This is a genomic window from Methylobacterium sp. DB0501, assembly GCF_011043735.1.
GTDB classification, from domain to species: Bacteria; Pseudomonadota; Alphaproteobacteria; order Rhizobiales; family Beijerinckiaceae; genus Methylobacterium; species Methylobacterium alsaeris.
This window is the reverse complement of record NZ_JAAKGV010000012.1, coordinates 186101-202633: the sequence shown is the minus strand read 5'-3', so window position 1 is coordinate 202633 and position 16533 is coordinate 186101. Positions and strand designations below refer to the sequence as shown.

The 16533-nt window shown below is 71.2% G+C and carries 16 protein-coding genes and 1 tRNA gene; 9 read left to right on the top strand and 8 right to left on the bottom strand.

Going from position 1 to position 16533, the window contains the following annotated elements:
- The first annotated feature begins 84 nt into the window (after positions 1-84).
- The 5 genes from G4G93_RS19035 (at position 85) to G4G93_RS19015 (ending at position 5073) form a co-directional block, all read left to right on the top strand.
- Positions 85-1422: an acyclic terpene utilization AtuA family protein gene (locus G4G93_RS19035; protein WP_165086312.1), complete on the top strand. Its 1338-nt coding sequence runs from the start codon at positions 85-87 to the stop codon at positions 1420-1422.
- 11 nt (positions 1423-1433) lie between these two features.
- Complete coding sequence (locus G4G93_RS19030) at positions 1434-1751, top strand: hypothetical protein (protein ID WP_165086311.1); 318 nt, start codon at positions 1434-1436, stop codon at positions 1749-1751.
- 235 nt (positions 1752-1986) lie between these two features.
- Positions 1987-3264, top strand: a complete 1278-nt coding sequence (locus G4G93_RS19025) for an FAD-binding oxidoreductase (RefSeq protein ID WP_165086309.1) — start codon at positions 1987-1989, stop codon at positions 3262-3264.
- A gap of 35 nt (positions 3265-3299) precedes the next feature.
- On the top strand, positions 3300-4025 hold the full coding sequence (locus G4G93_RS19020; RefSeq protein ID WP_165086366.1) for a GntR family transcriptional regulator: 726 nt from the start codon (positions 3300-3302) through the stop codon (positions 4023-4025).
- 220 nt (positions 4026-4245) lie between these two features.
- Positions 4246-5073 (top strand): SGNH/GDSL hydrolase family protein, encoded by an 828-nt coding sequence (locus G4G93_RS19015; RefSeq protein WP_165086307.1) that lies wholly within the window; start codon positions 4246-4248, stop codon positions 5071-5073.
- Positions 5074-5341: 268 nt separating this feature from the next.
- Here G4G93_RS19015 and G4G93_RS19010 read toward each other — a convergent pair whose 3' ends face one another.
- The 6 genes from G4G93_RS19010 to G4G93_RS18985 form a co-directional block, all read right to left on the bottom strand.
- On the bottom strand, positions 5342-6727 hold the full coding sequence (locus tag G4G93_RS19010; RefSeq protein WP_312892114.1) for an amidase: 1386 nt from the start codon (positions 6725-6727) through the stop codon (positions 5342-5344).
- 11 nt (positions 6728-6738) lie between these two features.
- Positions 6739-8343 (bottom strand): ABC transporter substrate-binding protein, encoded by a 1605-nt coding sequence (locus G4G93_RS19005; protein ID WP_165086304.1) that lies wholly within the window; start codon positions 8341-8343, stop codon positions 6739-6741.
- A gap of 108 nt (positions 8344-8451) precedes the next feature.
- Positions 8452-9213: an ABC transporter permease gene (locus G4G93_RS19000; protein ID WP_165086302.1), complete on the bottom strand. Its 762-nt coding sequence runs from the start codon at positions 9211-9213 to the stop codon at positions 8452-8454.
- Positions 9210-10136 (bottom strand): ABC transporter ATP-binding protein, encoded by a 927-nt coding sequence (locus tag G4G93_RS18995; protein ID WP_165086300.1) that lies wholly within the window; start codon positions 10134-10136, stop codon positions 9210-9212. The genes G4G93_RS19000 and G4G93_RS18995 overlap by 4 nt, the downstream gene beginning before the upstream one ends.
- Before the next feature lie 260 nt (positions 10137-10396).
- Positions 10397-10900 carry a hypothetical protein gene (locus G4G93_RS18990; RefSeq protein WP_312892113.1) on the bottom strand — a complete coding sequence of 168 codons (504 nt, stop codon included), beginning with the start codon at positions 10898-10900 and terminating at the stop codon, positions 10397-10399.
- Positions 10901-11201: 301 nt separating this feature from the next.
- Positions 11202-11277 (bottom strand) — tRNA-Lys (locus G4G93_RS18985).
- Positions 11278-11406: 129 nt separating this feature from the next.
- Here G4G93_RS18985 and G4G93_RS18980 point away from each other — a divergent pair.
- On the top strand, positions 11407-12471 hold the full coding sequence (locus G4G93_RS18980; RefSeq protein ID WP_165086297.1) for a hypothetical protein: 1065 nt from the start codon (positions 11407-11409) through the stop codon (positions 12469-12471).
- A gap of 4 nt (positions 12472-12475) precedes the next feature.
- Here G4G93_RS18980 and tgt read toward each other — a convergent pair whose 3' ends face one another.
- Complete coding sequence (tgt, locus tag G4G93_RS18975) at positions 12476-13609, bottom strand: tRNA guanosine(34) transglycosylase Tgt (RefSeq protein ID WP_165086295.1); 1134 nt, start codon at positions 13607-13609, stop codon at positions 12476-12478.
- Positions 13606-14694 (bottom strand): tRNA preQ1(34) S-adenosylmethionine ribosyltransferase-isomerase QueA, encoded by a 1089-nt coding sequence (gene queA / locus G4G93_RS18970; RefSeq protein ID WP_165086293.1) that lies wholly within the window; start codon positions 14692-14694, stop codon positions 13606-13608. Before queA ends, tgt begins: the two co-directional genes overlap by 4 nt.
- 137 nt (positions 14695-14831) lie before the next feature.
- Between queA and G4G93_RS18965 the strand changes: the two genes are divergently transcribed.
- The 3 genes from G4G93_RS18965 (at position 14832) to G4G93_RS18955 (ending at position 16461) form a co-directional block, all read left to right on the top strand.
- Positions 14832-15035, top strand: a complete 204-nt coding sequence (locus G4G93_RS18965; RefSeq protein ID WP_165086291.1) for a hypothetical protein — start codon at positions 14832-14834, stop codon at positions 15033-15035.
- A 174-nt stretch (positions 15036-15209) separates the two neighbouring features.
- Positions 15210-16097 (top strand): cation diffusion facilitator family transporter, encoded by an 888-nt coding sequence (locus tag G4G93_RS18960; RefSeq protein WP_165086289.1) that lies wholly within the window; start codon positions 15210-15212, stop codon positions 16095-16097.
- Between the two features lie 67 nt (positions 16098-16164).
- Entirely contained in the window at positions 16165-16461 is a 297-nt protein-coding gene (locus G4G93_RS18955) for an alkylphosphonate utilization protein (RefSeq protein ID WP_165086288.1), read from the top strand.
- Positions 16462-16533: the final 72 nt, after the last annotated feature.

Sequence of the window (16533 nt, the reverse complement as noted above, 5' to 3'; positions counted from 1 at the left end):
CGGCCCGAACGGGCGTCCGGGCCCATGCGCCGGGCCCATGCGCCGGGCGCCTTCGCCGGAGGCGAAGGCACAAGGAGACAAGTCATGAGAACCATCCGCCTGGGCGCCGGGGCCGGCTATGCCGGCGACCGGATCGAGCCCGCCATCGAGCTCGCCGAGCACGGCGCCCTCGACTACCTGGTCTTCGAGTGCCTGGCCGAGCGCACCATCGCGCTCGCCCAGCAGGCCCGCCTGCGCGATCCGGCCGCCGGCTACGACCCGCTGCTGGAGGCCCGGATGCGGGCGGTGCTGGCCCCGTGCCGGCGGAACGGCACCCGCGTGGTCACCAACATGGGCGCCGCCAACCCGCTGGCGGCGGCCGAGAAGACCCGGGCGATCGCCCGCGACATGGGGCTTTCCGGCCTCAAGGTCGCTGCGGTGATCGGCGACGACGTGCTGGCGGCGGTCGAGGCCGGAGACGACGCGATCCTCGAGACCGGCGGGCGGGTGCGCGACCTCGGCAACCGGGTGATCTCGGCGAACGCCTATCTCGGCGCAGGTCCCATCGCCGAGGCGCTGGCCCAAGGCGCCGACGTCGTGATCACCGGCCGGGTCGGCGACCCGGCCCTGTTCCTCGCCCCCCTCATCCACGCCTTCGGCTGGGCGTTGGACGATTGGGACCGGCTCGGCCGCGGCACGCTCGCCGGGCATCTCCTCGAATGCGCCGGCCAGGTCACCGGCGGCTACTTCGCCGATCCCGGGGTGAAGGACGTGGCCGGCCTCGCCCGCCTGGGCTTTCCCATCGGCATCGTGACCGAGGACGGCGAGATCGAGATCACCAAGGTGCCGGGCTCGGGCGGGGCGGTGACGCTCGCCACCTGCAAGGAGCAATTGCTCTACGAGGTGCACGACCCCGCCCGCTACCTGCAGCCCGACGTGGTGGCGGATTTCTCCCACGTGACCATGGAGGCTCTCGGCCCCGACCGGGTGCGGGTGACGGGGGGCCGCGGCGCGCCGGCGACCGGCCTCCTCAAGGTCTCGGTCGGGCTGATCGATTCCTATATCGGCGAGGGCCAGATCTCCTATGCCGGGCCGGGAGCCTTGGGCCGCGGGCGGCTCGCCCTCGACATCGTGCGCGAGCGCTTGACGCTCACCGGCGTACGGGCGAGCGAGCTGCGCTTCGACCTGATCGGCGTCGATTCGCTCCACGGCCCAAGCCTCGCCGGCTCGGCGGAGCCCTACGAGGTCCGCATCCGCGTCGCCGGGCGCTGCGACAGCCTCGGTGAGGCGACGCGGATCGGCAACGAGGTCGAGACGCTCTACACCAACGGCCCGGCCGGGGGCGGCGGCGCCTGGAAATCGGCCCGCGAGGTCGTCGGCGTGCTCTCGGTGCTGGTGCCGGCGGCGCTCGCCCGGCCGAGCGTGCGGATGTTCGAGGCGTGAGGGAGGATCCGATGAAGCTGCGCACGCTCGCCCATTCCCGCACCGGCGACAAGGGCAACACCGCCAACATCTCCCTGATCGCCCGCGACCCGGCCGATTACCCGCGCCTCGAACGGCACGTTACCGCCGAGCGGGTGCGGGCCCATTTCGCCGGGATCTGCGCCGGCACGGTGACCCGCTACGCCCTGCCCCGCCTCGGCGCCCTCAACTTCGTGCTGACGGACGCCCTCGGCGGCGGGGTCACCCGGTCGCTGGCGCTCGATGCCCACGGCAAGGGGTTGAGTGCGGCGTTGCTCGACATGGAGATCCCGGACGAGGAGCGCGGGTAGAGGACCGCAGCGTTCGGCGCCGAATCGACTTCCGAAGGACGCGCTGGATCTCCTTCCCGCGTGGGAAAGGGAGACGCCCTCTCCTTTTCCCCGGTCAGCCCGGCGCTCGGGATGAACGGGAGCCCCGCCGATCCCTCACCCGCATAATTGTTGACAATCCTACGATAAGAATGATGATGGCTCAACGCCGCGGGGAGTCCCGTGGGCCTTCCCCATCCGTCACGGGTCGTCACCGATGAAGCTCGCATCCTACTGGCTCGAGACCGCGCCGCCCTTCACGGCCGGCAGCCCCGGCCCGGCGGAAGGGCGGTTCGACGTCGCGGTGGTGGGGGGCGGATTCACCGGCTTGTCGGCGGCCCTCGCCCTGTCGAAGCGCGGCGCCAGGGTGGCGGTGCTGGAGGCGGACGCCGTCGGCAGCGCCGCCTCGGGGCGCAACGGCGGTCAGTGCAACAACGGCTTCGCGTCGGATTACCGCGCCATCGTCGGCCGCTTCGGCGAGGAGCGGGCGGCGGCGCTCTACCACGCCTACGATGCGGCGGTGGACAGCGTCGAGCGGCTGGTCCGCGAGGAGAAGATCGACTGCGACTTCCGCCGCACCGGCAAGATCAAGCTGGCGGCGAAGCCCGAGCATGTCGACAAGCTGCAACGCACCTTCGAGGCGGTGTCGCGCCGGGCCGACCCGGAGACCCGCTTCGTGCCCGGCCGCGAAATCCGCAGCGAGGTCGGGTCGGACGCGTTCTACGGCGGCCTCGTCTATCCGAAGAGCGGCGGCATGCATGTCGGCAAGTTCGCCCGGGGCCTGGCCCGGGCGGCGGCGGATCGCGGCGCCGCGGTGTTCGAGCACGCCCCCGTCACCCGCCTGCGCCGGCTCCAGGGCACCGCCCACGAGGTCACCACCTCCCGCGGCACGATGACGGCCGACCAAGTGCTGATGGCGACCGGCGCCTCGATGGTCGGGCCGCTCGGCTGGTTCCGCCGCCGCATCGTGCCGATCGGCTCCTTCGTGATCGTGACCGAGCCGCTGCCGCGCGACGTGCTCGACCGGCTGATGCCGACGCGCCGCATGGCGACGAACTCGAAGAATGTCGGCACCTATTTCCGGGTCACGCCGGACGACCGGCTGCTGTTCGGCGGCCGGGCCCGGTTCGCGGTCTCGAACCCGCTCTCGGACGAGAAGAGCGGACGGGTGCTGCGCCGCGCCCTCGACGAGGTGTTTCCGGAGCTCGCCCGCGCCCGGATCGACTATTGCTGGGGCGGCATCGTCGACATGACCGCCGACCGGCTGCCGCGCGCCGGCATCCGCGACGGGCTGTACTATTCGATGGGCTATAGCGGCCACGGCACCCAGATGGCGACCCATATGGGGCAGGTGATGGCCGACGTGCTGGAGGGGCGCAGCGAGCGCAACCCCTTCGCCGGCTGGGACTGGAAAGCCATCCCCGGGCATTTCGGCCCGCCCTGGTTCCTTCCCTTCGTGGGGGCGTATTATCGTCTGCAGGACGTCCTGCACTAGGATTATTGTCTGAATACGAGTGGGGCGTGAGCGCGATGGCGAGCCGGAACGACACCAACGCGAAGGCCGCCCCGGCGACCAAACGCCTGCCCCGTACCACCCTGTCCGGCCAGATCGCCGAGCAGATCCGCGCCGCGATCCTCGACGGCACCTACGCGCTCGGCGCGCAGCTCAACGAGATGGAGCTGGCCTCGACCTTCGGGGTCAGCCGCGGGCCGGTGCGGGAGGCGCTGCAGCGCCTGATCCAGGAAGGCCTGCTGCGCAGCGAGCCGCATCGCGGCGTGTTCGTTCCCGAACTCGCACCGACCGACCTCATCGACATCTACTTCGTGCGCCGCTCCCTCGAACTGGTCGCGATGCGGCGCATCCTCGAGACGCCGGAGCGCGCGGAAGTGGTGCGCGACCTCGCCGGCATCGTGCGCCAGATGAAGGCCGCGGTGCGCCGCAAGGACTGGCCGCAGGTCGCCGATCTCGACATGCAGTTCCACCGCCGCATCGTCGACGAGGCCGGCAGCGAGCGCCTGACCCGCAGCTTCGCCACGCTCCAGGCCGAGACCCGGCTGTGCCTGCAGATGCTGATGGGCGGCTACCGCGAGAACGCGGCGCTCATCGACGAGCACCAGCTCCTCGTCGACCTGATCGAGCGCGGCGCGCTCGAGCCGGCTCTGGCCGAGCTGGAGCGCCATTTCGGCGATCCGGTCCGCACGCTGCAGAAGGCCAACGCCTCGCGCAAGGAGAAGCTCGGCGCCGAGGCGGCGTGAGGTCCGCCGCCTCGATGGCGTGAACCCATGCTCAAGCTTAACCCCCGGTGAGCCGAACCTGCGCAGTTCTCCGCGATCCTCTCCGGTTTCGCTGACCAGGCGAGCAGAGCCGCGCGGTTCGACTTGGATCAGCTTCGATTTCGACTGGATCGGCAGTCACGCGCATGTTACCTGGCGAATGCGGATTGATTCGGTCCGCTCTCCCCTCCTGGGAACTGCCATGATGCTCCGGTTTCGCTTGGGCCGGCTGGCCTGCCTGTCGGCAGCCGTCGTCGCCGGTCACCTCGCTGCGGCCCTCTCCGCGGCGGCGTGCCCGGCCACGCTGCCGCCGGCGGCGGAGCGGATGAGCCTCGCCCTGACCGAGGCCCACGTGGCCCGGCGCGAGCCGGTGCGAGTGCTCGCCATCGGCTCGTCCTCGACCGAGGGCATCGGCGCCTCCGGACCGGACCGGACCTATCCCCATCTGCTGGAGCAATCCCTGCGCGCGGCCTGGCGCGGCACCCCGGTCGGCGTGACCAATGCCGGCATCGGCGGCGAGACCGCCGACCAGACGCTGGTGCGCCTCGCCGAGGCCCTGAACCAGCCGGTGAAGCCCGACCTGGTGATCTGGCAGGTCGGCACCAACGACGCGATCACCGGCGGCGACGAGGCCGCCTTCCGCCGCCGGCTCGAGCACGGCGTCGCCCTGGTCCGCGCCGCCGGCAGCGACCTCATCATCCTCGACCAGCAATACTACCCGGCGATCCCCGACCACGCCCGCTACGAGCGCTTCGTCGGCCTCGTCGCCGCAGTGGCCGTGGGCGCCGAGGTGCCGGTCTTCTCGCGCTACGCCCTGATGAAGGATTGGAACCGGCAGGACCCGACGCTGCTCGCCGGCATGCTCTCCTCCGACCGCTTCCACATGGGCGACCAGGGCTATGCCTGCCTCGCCCAGGCGCTCGGCCGCGACATCCTCGACGCGGTGACCCCGCGACCCGACCCGCTGCAGGCGGTGGCGCGGGCCAAGCGCCAGCCGCTGCCGGAGACGGCGACCTTGCGGCGGGGCTGAGCGGGCTCGGCATCGCGAGGGAGACTGTGCGCCCCCGGACGGATCCCGTCCGGGGGCGTCGTCGATCGAGCGGCACGTGATACGACGCCGATTTCCGCAGGGGAACGCGATTGTGCACCGATCGCCGGGCGGTCAATCGGAAGTCGGACGAGCTCGTGATCCGGATCGTCCGCCCTCCGCGACATCCCGGCTTCCGCTGCGCGGCCAAGGATGACGCGGGGGATGTTCCAGGGTGGTTCGTTCGACTTGCGCGGAATCGAACGTGCCGTCACACCGCCGGCCCCCTGAGATGCCACTCCGTCGCCCCCTGATACGCCTGACCGATGCGGAGCGCCGTCGCCTCGTCGTAGCCGCGGCAGACGATCTGGAGCGAGAGCGGCAGCCCGCCGGCCGTGAACCCGTTCGGCAGCGCCAGGGCGCAGAGTTCGAGCAGGTTGCCGAAGCGGGTGAACCGCGAGGGCATGACCGCCTGGTCGACCGCATCGAGGGGGATCGCCGCGGTCTCGGTCGTCGGGGTCAGGAGGGCGTCGATGCCGTCCATCGCCCGGGCGAAGGCAGCCTTCATCTCCGCCTGCATCACCCGGGTGCGCAGGTAATCCTGGGCGCTCACGCCGGCTCCGTCCAGAATGCGGCGTCGGACATCCTCGTCGAGGCGCGAGGCCCGGTCCTCGGAGAGGGCGCCGTTGAAGAGATAGCACTCGGCCATCACGATCGCCGAGGTGGCCAGGAGGTCGGCGAAGCGGAACGGCAGGTCGACCTCGACGATCTCGGCGCCGAGCCGTGCGAACTGGTCGAGCGACGCGTCGTAGGCGTCGAGCATCTCCGAGGAGACGCCGGACCGCTCCGCCGCCGGCATCCGGGCAAGGCGCAAGCCCCGCACCCCGCGATGCAGCGCCGGCATCGGGTCCTCCGGCACGATGCCGCGGGTGTTGGGATCGCGCGGGTCGGGCCCGGACAGGATCGTGTAGAGCAGGGCCACGTCCTCGACGCTGCGCGCCATCGGCCCGGGCGTGTCGAGGGTGGTGCTGAGCGGCACGATGCCGGCGGTGCTGACGCGGCCGATCGTGACCTTGAGGCCGGTGAGCCCGCAGAACGAGGCCGGCAGGCGCACCGAGCCGCCGGTATCGGTCCCGATCGCCCAGGGCGCCATCCGGGCCGCGACCGCGACGCCGGAACCGCTGCTGGAGCCGCCGGGCGTCCTCGGCGTCGCGAGGTCCCAGGGGTTCCAGGGCGTGCCCATATGCCGGTTGGTGCCCCAGCCGCCATAGGCGAACTCGACCGTGTGGGTCTTGCCCAGCACGATCATGCCCTGGGCCAGCATCCGCCGGGCGATGGTGGCGGTCCCGGTTGCGCGCCGCTCGCGGAAATGCGCCGAGCCGCCGGTGGTGATCCGGCCCTCGAGGTCGATCAGGTCCTTCAGCGCCACCGGCACGCCGTGCAGCGGGCCGACGGCGTGCCCGGCGCGAATCATCCGGTCGGCGCCCTCGGCGGCGAGCCGCGCGTCGTCGGCGTAGACATCGACGAAGGCGCGCAGCTTGGGCTCCAGCCGCGCGATGCGGTCGAGATGCGCTTCCACCGCCTCCACCGGCGAGATCGTCCGGGACGCGATGGCACGGGCGAGGGCGTGGGCGGGACGCTCGACGAGGTCGGTCACGATGGCATTCCTCACTGCACGCTGATCCGGGTCAGGTCGACGAACCAGGATTGGGGCGAGACGAACCCCTTCACCCGCGGCGACATCGCCCTGGGGTTGAGGTCATGCACGATGTACAGCCAGGGCGGATCATCGACCAGCCGCTCATGGGCGGCCTGCGTCGCCCGGGCGATGGCCGCGGGGTCGGTCGTGCCGGCAAGCTCAGCCAGCGCCGCGTCGAAGCGTGCATCCTTCCATTGCGGGAAGTTGAAGCCCTTCGGCGAGACGTTGGCGGAGGAAAAGTAGCGCGCCATCACGGCGGCGTCCGAGGAGGGCGAGGAGACGTTGAGCGCGTCGGCGCCTTGGAGCGAGGGCGAATCCGGCGCCGCCCGCCCGGCATTGAGCAGCACCTGCCACTCGACCACGGTGAAGGTGACCTCGACGTTGCAGGCTTGCTTCAGGTTCTCCTGCAGGAACTCGTTCATCGGCAGCGGCTGCATCTGGCCCGAGCCCGAGGTCGAGATCATCACCTTGAGGGCGAGGGGCTTCCGGTCGGTGAAGCCCGCCTCGGCCAGCAGCGCCCGGCCCTTCTCCGGATCGAGGCGGTAGCGGTTCTGCGGCGCGCCGAAATCCGGGTCGGAGGGTTTCAGCCAGCCGATGGCCGGCTCGGCGGTGCCGTTCAGGAAGGTCACCAGCCCGTCCCGGTCGACGCAGTAATTGAGCGCCCGTCGCACCCGCACGTCCTTGAGCGGGCTGTTGGCCGCGCCGATGTTGTAGAACCACGGCCAGACATGCGGGTAGGAGCCGGTGGTGATCGTGAATCCCGCCTGGCGGAGCGACGCGAGCCCGTCCGGCGCCGGCGCCTCGATCCAGTCGACCTGGCCGGCGCGGAGCGCGGCGATGCGGGCATTGGCCTCCGGGATCGGCATCAGCCGCACCCGGTCGACCTTGGCGAGGGCGTCTCGGTCCCAGTAATCCGGGTTGCGGGCCAGCTCCACCGCCTCGCGCGGGCGCACCCCGGTGATGCGGAACGGCCCGGTGCCGGCGGCCGGCAGCATCCCGACCTTGGCCCAGTCCCGCCCCGCCCGCTCGAACGAGGCCGGCGAGGTGAAGAGCAGGTAGACCACCATGGTGGGGAAGTACGAGGCCGGTGCCGATCCGGTGATCGCGACCGTGCGGTCGTCAATCTTGCGGTAGCGCGTCAGCAGCGGTGCCCGCGCCCGGGTGATGCCGGCCGCGGGCGGCTCGTATTGCGGACTGTCGGCCTTGAAGTAGCGATCGAGGTTCCAGATCACCGCATCGGCGTCGAAGGCGGTGCCGTCATGGAAGCGCACGCCCTGGCGCAGGTGGAAGATCCAGGTGCTCGGATCGTCGGGCGCCTGCTCCCAGCGTTCCGCCAGCCCCGGCCGCAAGCCGGCCGGCCGGTCGGTGCGCGAGAGGTCCCACAGCACCAGCCCCTCGAAGACCGGGTAGCCGAGGAAGCGCATTCCCTCGAAGCCGTTATTCGGCATTCCGGTCGTGGTCGGCACGTCGGCTGCGGTCATGCCGATGCGCAGGACCGACTCGGCGAAGGCCGATGGCGCGAGGGTCGGTAGGGCGGCGAGGAGCGCAGCGAAGAGACGGAGGGGACGGGGCATGGCGGACGGTTCCGTTAGGGCTTGTCCTTCACCGCAAGAGCCGGGCCAAGCGCAACAGCTGCGCCAAGCGCAACAGCCGGGCCGGACCCGCTCGCCCGCGCCGCTTCGTCAGCTTTTGAGCCGGTACCCCGTCCGGAAGATCCAGGCCACCGCCGCCAGGCACAGGACCAGGAACACCAGAGCCATGCCGAGGCTCACCGCCGGGTTGACGTCGGAATGGCCGTAGAAGCTCCAGCGGAAGCCGCTGATGAGGTAGACGACCGGGTTGAGCAGGCTCACATTCCGCCACACCGGCGGCAGCATGTCGATCGAGTAGAAGCTGCCGCCCAGGAACGTCAGCGGCGTGACGATGAGGAGCGGCACCAGCTGCAGCTTCTCGAACCCGTCCGCCCACAGGCCGATGACGAAGCCGAACAGGCTGAAGGTGACGGCGGTGAGCACCAGGAACAGCACCATGACGAACGGGTGCTCGATCCGCAGGGGTACGAACAGCGACGAGGTCGCCAGGATGATCAGCCCGAGCATGATCGACTTGGTGGCCGCCGCCCCGACATAGCCGGCGATGATCTCGACGGCCGAGATCGGCGCCGAGAGGATCTCGTAGATCGTTCCGGAGAAGCGCGGGAAGTAGATGCCGAACGAGGCGTTGGCGATGCTCTGCGTCAGCAGCGTCAGCATGATCAGCCCCGGCACGATGAAGGCGCCGTAGGGAACGCCGTCGACCGAGGTGATCCGCCCGCCGATGGCGGCGCCGAACACCACGAAGTAGAGCGAGGTCGAGATCACCGGCGCGACGATGCTCTGAAGCAGCGTGCGGAAGGCGCGGTGCATCTCGAAGCCGTAGATGGCGCGGATGGCGGGCCAGTTCATGCGCGGTCCCTCACGAGATCGACGAAGATGTCCTCGAGCGAGCTCTGCCGGGTCTGGAGGTCGCGGAAGCGGATGCCGGCGGCAGCGAGGTCGGTCAGGAGCGCGGTAATGCCGGTGCGCTCGGCTTTGGCGTCGTAGGTGTAGGTCAGCGCCGTCCCGTCCTCCGACAGAGCCAGCGGATGGCCGGCGAGCGCAGGCGGCAGGGCGCTCACCGGCTCGTGCAGCTGGAGCGTCAGCTCCTTGCGGCCGAGCTTGCGCATCAGCTCGGCCTTCTCCTCGACCAGCACGATCTCGCCCTTGGCGATCACCCCCACCCGGTCGGCCATCTCCTCGGCCTCCTCGATGTAGTGGGTGGTGAGGATCACGGTGACGCCCTGGTCGCGCAAGCGGCGCACCAGGCGCCACATGTCCTGGCGCAGCGCCACGTCGACGCCGGCCGTGGGCTCGTCGAGGAAGAGGATGCGCGGCTCGTGCGCCAGCGCCTTGGCGATCAGCACCCGGCGCTTCATGCCCCCCGACAGGGTCATGATCTTCGCGTCGCGCTTCTCCCACAGCGAGAGGTCGCGTAGCACCTGCTCGACATGGGCCGGATCGGGCTTCAAGCCGAACAGGCCGCGGCTGAAGCTCACCGTCGCCCACACGGTCTCGAAGGCGTCGGCGGTCAGTTCCTGTGGCACGAGGCCGATCAGCCGCCGGGCGGCCCGGGGCGCCGACAGGATGTCGTGCCCGCCGACCGTCACCGTGCCGGTGCTCGGCGTGACGATGCCGCAGATGATGCTGATGAGGGTCGTCTTCCCGGCGCCGTTCGGGCCGAGCAGGGCGAAGATCTCGCCCTGGCGGACCGTCAGGTCGACGCGCTTGAGCGCGGCGTGACCCGAGGCGTAGGTCTTCGACAGGGTGTCGATGGCGATGATGGGTGTCATCCGGTCCCGGGCGTCCTGGGGCTTGAGCGTCGTCCGCGCCCCGCCCGGGCCGCCGCGACGGCGGGCGGGGACGGGGCGTTGCGAGAGAAGCGCTCACAGGGTGGCGGATCACCTAGGCCGCTCGAGCCCCGTCCGCCACCATCCTCAGCCGGCAAGTCGTCGCGCCCAGGGGGAGCGCGGCGAGAAACCGGCCGGGTGTGGCCCGGATGTGCACGCATTGTCCGCGGCGGCCGGTGCGCGAGCGCACGCGGCGCGCCCGATCAAGACTTCCCGGACGGCTCGGCCTCGTCGTCCCGGTCGTCGATCTCGCCGTCATAGGCGTCCTCGTCGTCGGCGTCGTCCTGGGTGTCGGGCACGTCGTCCCGGCTCCGGGTCTTGGTGTAGAAGTTGCCGACCTGCAGCGCCTCGCCGGCGGTGACCATGGCGCTGAGATAGGCGTTGATCGTGGCCGGTGCCGCATCGGGCAGCGCGCGCAGGATCTGCGGCTGCGACAGGCCCTGCGGCCCGGCGCCGTCGATCAGCGCCTTGAGGCGGCCCTTGGTCGAGTTCGCCCGCGGCCCCCGCGGACCGCGCCGCCCGCTCGCCCGCGGCTCGCCCCGATCCGGGCCGGAGGCCGGCCCGGCGGAGGGGAGCGACAGGCCGAGATCCTCGATCGGCGTATCCTCGATGATCGCCCGGAGCGCGTTCTCGGCGAGCCGGAGCTTGGCCAGCTCCGTCCCGATGCGCTCGTACTCGGCCTCGAGCGCCGCTCTCCGTTCGCTCACATCAGCCAAGGCCTTCATGAGCGCTTCATTCCCCGACATCGCCCCTCCAGGAAATCTGGGCCACGGCTCCTTGCATAGCTGAGGTGCAGCGTCAACGAAGACGCGTTGGCTGGGAGACATGTCGGCGTGTTTTGTCCCATTGCAGTCAGTCCGCGACGCGGGTGTGATCTGTCGCGGCGAACGGGGACAAGAACAGGAGCGTGGATGGATCGTCCGAACCAGGCTATCCACACAGACCAAAAAGGTTGACCGCCGCTCCGATCAAGTCGGCGACGACCGTGTCCGATTTGTGGGGAAGAAGTGGTGAGCGCGCTGGGACTCGAACCCAGGACCTACAGATTAAAAGTCCGTTGCTCTACCAGCTGAGCTACGCGCCCGCTCCCCGGGATGGCGGCGCGGCGCTGGTTGAGCCGGCCGAGATCCTGTTCGGAGCAGAGGCGGACATAGGGGGTTGACGCGGCCGGGTCAACCGGGAGACCACGGCCGCCCACACAAGTCGCGTCCCGATGGCCCCCGAACCCACCCCGCCCCCCGATTCCGCTGCACCCTGGAGACGGTTCGCCGGTCTCCTCGTCGGCGCGGCCGGTCTCCTGGGCTTCCTCGTGCTGGCCTTCGTGACGATCCTCGATCCCTACGGCCTGCGCGCCGGCCCGGGCCGCGCGCCGGGGCCGATCATGGATCTCAACCAGCGCTTCATGTACCCGCAGGTGGTGCGCGGCGGGGCCTTCGACGCGGCGGTGTTCGGCACCTCGACGGCCCGTCTCCTCGACCCGCGGGCCCTCGACCGGGCGTTCGGCGGGCCTTTCGCGAACCTCGCCATGAACGCGGCGACGCCCTGGGAGCAGACGCAGCTCGCCCGGCTGTTCCTGGCGCGGTCCCCCGCCAGGGCGGTGCTGTTCGGCCTCGACGCGCCGTGGTGCGAGGCCGACGCGGACCGGAAACGCCTGACCTTCCGGGCGTTCCCGCCCTGGCTGTACCGCGAGCCGCTGGCCTGGACCGCCCCGTTCCATCAGTGGAACCAGCAGAGCGCCGAGATCGCCGGCCGGGCGCTGCTCCACCGCCTCGGGCGGATGCCGGCGCGGATCCGCGGCGACGGCTACGAGGTCTTCACCCCCCCGGAATCCCACTACGACGCCGCCCGCGCCGCGGCGCATATCCACGGCGATGCCCCCGTTCCGGAGGGCGTGCCCGAGGCCGACCCCGCCACGCCCGCGCTGGCCTGGCTCGACGACCTCCTCGGCCTCGTGCCGGCGGACGGGTTGAAGCTCGTCGCCTTTATGCCGGTCAACGTGGCGGCGCAGCCCCGGCCCGGCAGCGCGGGAGCGGCGCGCGAGGCCGCCTGCAAGGCGCGGGTGGCCGAGATCGCCCGCCGGCGCGGCGCCGTGCTGGTCGATTTCCGCATCCCGTCCGCCGTGACGCGGGACGACACCGCTTACTGGGACGCCCTGCATTACCGCCTGCCGATCGCGGCGCGCATCGTTGCGGCTCTCCGTCGGGCGGTGGATGAGCGGCGGGACGACCCGGACGGCTTCTATCGCGTGCTCGCGGCGCCGCCGGCAGCGGAGCATTGACGGCTCACGCCGCCCGATCCCTCTCCGCTTTCTGCCAGCCGTCGCGGGTCTCGCCGATGAAGTCCTGGAGCCGCCCCTCGGCGATGGCCTTCCGCAAGCCCGCCATCAGGTCCTGGTAGTAGGACAGGTTGTTCCAGGTCAGCAGCATCATCCCCAGGATCTCGCCGGCGCGGACGAGGTGATGCAGGTAGGCCTTGCTGTACTGGTTTGCCGCCGGGCAGGTCGATTCCAGGTCGAGGGGAGTGTTGTCCTCGGCAAAGCGCGCATTGCGCAGGTTGAGCCGGCCGTGGCGGGTATAGACCATGCCGTGGCGGCCGGCCCGGGTCGGCATCACGCAATCGAACATGTCGATGCCGCGGCTCACCGCCTGCACGATGTCGTCCGGCGTGCCGACGCCCATCAGGTAGCGCGGCTTTGCCGTCGGCAGGTGCGGCTCGACGGTCTCGATCATCGCCAGCATCGTCGCCTGCGGCTCGCCGACCGCGAGGCCGCCGACGGCGTAGCCCTTGAGGTCGAGGTCGACCAGGGCCTTGGCGCTCTCGATCCGGAGCGCCGGGATGTCGCCGCCCTGGACGATGCCGAACATCGCCTTGCCGGGCTGGTCGCCGAAGGCGATGCGGCAGCGCTCGGCCCAGCGCAGCGACAGGCGCATGGCGCTCTCGATCGCCGATTCGGGCGCGGGCAGGCGGACGCATTCGTCGAGCTGCATCTGGATGTCGGAGCCGAGCAGGCCCTGGATCTCGATCGAGCGCTCGGGGCTCAGGAGATGCGTCGAGCCGTCGAGATGCGACTGGAACCGCACCCCGGTCTCGTCGAGCTTGCGCAAGCCCGCCAGCGACATGACCTGGAAGCCGCCGGAATCGGTCAGGATCGGGTAGGGCCACTGCATCATGGCGTGCAGGCCGCCCAGGCGCGCCACCCGCTCGGCGCCGGGGCGCAGCATCAGGTGGTAGGTGTTGCCCAGCACCACGTCGGCGCCCAGCGCCTTCACCTGCTCGGGATACATCGCCTTGACGGTGCCGGCGGTGCCCACCGGCATGAAGGCCGGGGTGCGGATGACGCCCCGCGGCATCCGGATCTCGCCGGTGCGGGCCGGGCCGTCGGTCGCCGCCACCGTGAACGTGAACTGGTCGGTCATCGCGTCTCCGCCCGGAAGAGCAGGCTGCTATCGCCGTAGGAATAGAAGCGGTAGCCGCGCTCGATCGCCGCCGCATAGGCCGCCCGCATGGGCTCCAGCCCGGCAAAGGCCGAGACCAGCATGAACAGCGTCGAGCGCGGCAGGTGGAAGTTGGTCATCAGCACGTCCACCGCCCGGAAGCGGTAGCCCGGGGTGATGAAGATGTCGGTGGCGCCGGTCCAGGGCCGGATCGTGCCGTCGGGCTCCGCCGCGCTCTCGAGGAGCCGGAGCGCCGTGGTGCCGATTGCGACGATGCGCCCGCCCGCCGCGCGGGCGCGGTTGAGCGCCTCGGCGGCCTGCGGCGTGATCTCGCCCACCTCCGCGTGCATCCGGTGCGCGTCGGTGTCGTCGGCCTTGACCGGCAGGAAGGTGCCGGCGCCGACATGCAGCGTCACCCGGACCTGCGGCAGGCCGGCGGCGGCGCAGGATGCGAGCAGCTCGGGCGTGAAGTGCAGGCCGGCGGTCGGCGCCGCGACGGCGCCGGGCTCGCGGGCATAGACGGTCTGGTAGTCGGCGCCGTCCTGCGCGTCGGTCGGGCGCTTGGCGGCGATGTAGGGGGGCAGCGGCAGTTCGCCCGAGGCCGCCACCGCCTCGTCGAGGGCGGGTCCCGAAAGGTCGAAGGCGAAGGTGGTCTCGCCCCCCTCCCCGCGCTCGACGATCGTGGCGTCGAGCCGCGTGAGCGCGCAGGTCTCGCCCTCCCCGGCCCGGCCGAAGCTGACCCGGTCGCCGACCCGCAGCCGTTTGGCCGGTCGCGCGAAGGCGCGCCAGCGGTCCGGACCCTCCCGCAGGTGCAGCATCGCCTCGATCCGCACCGGCTGGCCGTCCGGCCGGTGCCGCAGGCCGCGCAGGCGCGCCGGGATCACCCGCGTGTCGTTGAAGACCAACACGTCGCCGGGGCGCAGCAGGCCCGGCAGGTCGCGCACCACCCGGTCTTCCGGGGGAGCGCCCAGGCGCAGCAGCATCAGGCGGGCGCCGTCCCGCGGCACCGCGGGCCGGAGGGCGATGCTCTCCTCCGGCAGGTCGAAATCGAACAGGTCCACGCGCATGCGGCCCTTCAGCCAGGATTCCGCCCCCGGATCAATGGGCGAACGCGCTATGGAGCCAAACGCGCTTGTCACGGGAGGCCATGGCGCGCCGGCCCGCGGCGCCCCATCTGGAACGGCGTCGTTCAGGAGGTCCCGTCATGCCCAGCCATCCGACCCTCGATGCCGAGCTCGTCGTCTGGTGGGACTGCGAGGCCGCGCGGCTGGAGAGCCTCGCCGCCTCCGCCCGCTTCGGCTTCATGCGCCAGCATTACGCCCGCAAGGCCGCCGCGGCCCGGGCGCGGGCGCAGGTGAGCCGGCTGCGCGAGCAGGCTCGCGCGCCCGCCGGTCCCGTCGCGACCTGACCACGGCCGGCCTGCCGACGTCCGAGGTGACCCAGGGGAATAGCCGGGCTTCGAGGTCTTAGCCCGGGCTATGACCTGTGCCGTGGCCTTCCGCGGCGCACCGCCTTATGGGAGCGGCGCCGCGCCGCGGCGGCGTTCGTCGCGCCGCGGCACAGACCAAGCCGGATCATCGTCATGGAACGCGCGCAAGCCGCCGCCCTCGCCAGCGCCGGGGTCGGCCTCCTGGTGCTCGCCCTCAAATTCGGGGCCTGGTGGATCACCGGGAGCCTCGCGCTCTACTCGGATGCGCTCGAGAGCATCATCAACGTGGTGGCGGCGATGACGGCCTTCGTGGCCCTTCGCGTCGCCGCCCAGCCCGCCGACCAGGACCACCCCTACGGCCACCACAAGGCCGAGTATTTCTCCGCAGTCATCGAGGGGGCGCTCATCATCGTCGCCGCGGTGGTCATCCTGCGCGACGCCTACGACGCGGTGCAGGCGCCCAAGACCCTGGACGCGCCGCTGCTCGGCGTCGCGGTGAACGGCCTTGCCACGGTGATCAACCTCGTCTGGGGCATGGTGCTGGTCCGCCGCGGCCGCGACTGGCGCTCGCCCGCCCTGGTGGCGGACGGCAAGCACGTGCTCGCCGACGTGTTCACCTCCGGCGGCGTGCTGATCGGCCTCGGGCTGGCCACCGCCACCGGCTGGCTGATCCTCGATCCGATCATCGCCGCGGTGGTGGCGGTCAACATCCTGTGGTCGGGCGGCGCCATGGTGCGCGACTCGGTCAACGGCCTGATGGATCAGGCGGCGCCGGCCGAGATGGTGGGGCAGATCCGCCGGCTGATCTCCGAGCACGGCGAGGGCGCGCTGGAGGCCCACGACGTGCGCACGCGGCACGCCGGCCAGGTCACCTTCATCGATTTCCACCTCGTGGTGCCGGGCGAGATGACGGTGGCGGAATCGCATGCGATCTGCGACCGGCTGGAGGCGGCGATCGAGGGTGCGGTCGCCGGCGCCGTGGTGACGATCCACGTCGAGCCGGCCGAGGAGGCCAAGCAGCGCGGCCTTCCGGTTATCTGACCTCCGGCCCCTTGCGGCGGGCCGCCCCGCCCGGCGACAAGGCGGACGCAACGGAGGACCGACGAGCGTGACGGGTGCGGACGACGATTACGTGTACGACGAGGCGACGGGCGAGTGGCGCCCCGCCGGCGAGATGAAGAGCGCTGCGGTCCGCGAGGTGCGCGACGCCTCCGGCAACGTGCTGAACGACGGCGATTCCGTCACCCTGATCAAGGACCTGAAGGTCAAGGGCGCGAACCAGACCCTCAAGCAGGGCACGGTGATCCGCTCGATCAGGCTGACGGACAACAACGACGAGATCGATTGCCGCCACGACACGATCAAGGGCTTGGTGCTGCGCACGGAGTTCGTGCGCAAGCGGTGAGATCGGGACGGGCCTGACCGATCGATCACCGAGGTCTTCATCACTCGTACGACTCCCGTTTGATTGCTCGGC

Coding starts and splice junctions, on each gene's coding strand:
- G4G93_RS18965 (WP_165086291.1), top strand. CDS start 14,832: ATGCCCAGCCATCCGACCCTCGATGCCGAGCTCGTCGTCTGGTGGGAC.
- G4G93_RS19015 (WP_165086307.1), top strand. CDS start 4,246: ATGATGCTCCGGTTTCGCTTGGGCCGGCTGGCCTGCCTGTCGGCAGCC.
- G4G93_RS18995 (WP_165086300.1), bottom strand. CDS start 10,136: ATGACACCCATCATCGCCATCGACACCCTGTCGAAGACCTACGCCTCG.
- tgt (WP_165086295.1), bottom strand. CDS start 13,609: ATGACCGACCAGTTCACGTTCACGGTGGCGGCGACCGACGGCCCGGCC.
- G4G93_RS18960 (WP_165086289.1), top strand. CDS start 15,210: ATGGAACGCGCGCAAGCCGCCGCCCTCGCCAGCGCCGGGGTCGGCCTC.
- queA (WP_165086293.1), bottom strand. CDS start 14,694: ATGCGCGTGGACCTGTTCGATTTCGACCTGCCGGAGGAGAGCATCGCC.
- G4G93_RS19000 (WP_165086302.1), bottom strand. CDS start 9,213: ATGAACTGGCCCGCCATCCGCGCCATCTACGGCTTCGAGATGCACCGC.
- G4G93_RS19030 (WP_165086311.1), top strand. CDS start 1,434: ATGAAGCTGCGCACGCTCGCCCATTCCCGCACCGGCGACAAGGGCAAC.
- G4G93_RS18980 (WP_165086297.1), top strand. CDS start 11,407: ATGGCCCCCGAACCCACCCCGCCCCCCGATTCCGCTGCACCCTGGAGA.
- G4G93_RS19020 (WP_165086366.1), top strand. CDS start 3,300: ATGGCGAGCCGGAACGACACCAACGCGAAGGCCGCCCCGGCGACCAAA.
- G4G93_RS19005 (WP_165086304.1), bottom strand. CDS start 8,343: ATGCCCCGTCCCCTCCGTCTCTTCGCTGCGCTCCTCGCCGCCCTACCG.
- G4G93_RS19035 (WP_165086312.1), top strand. CDS start 85: ATGAGAACCATCCGCCTGGGCGCCGGGGCCGGCTATGCCGGCGACCGG.
- G4G93_RS19025 (WP_165086309.1), top strand. CDS start 1,987: ATGAAGCTCGCATCCTACTGGCTCGAGACCGCGCCGCCCTTCACGGCC.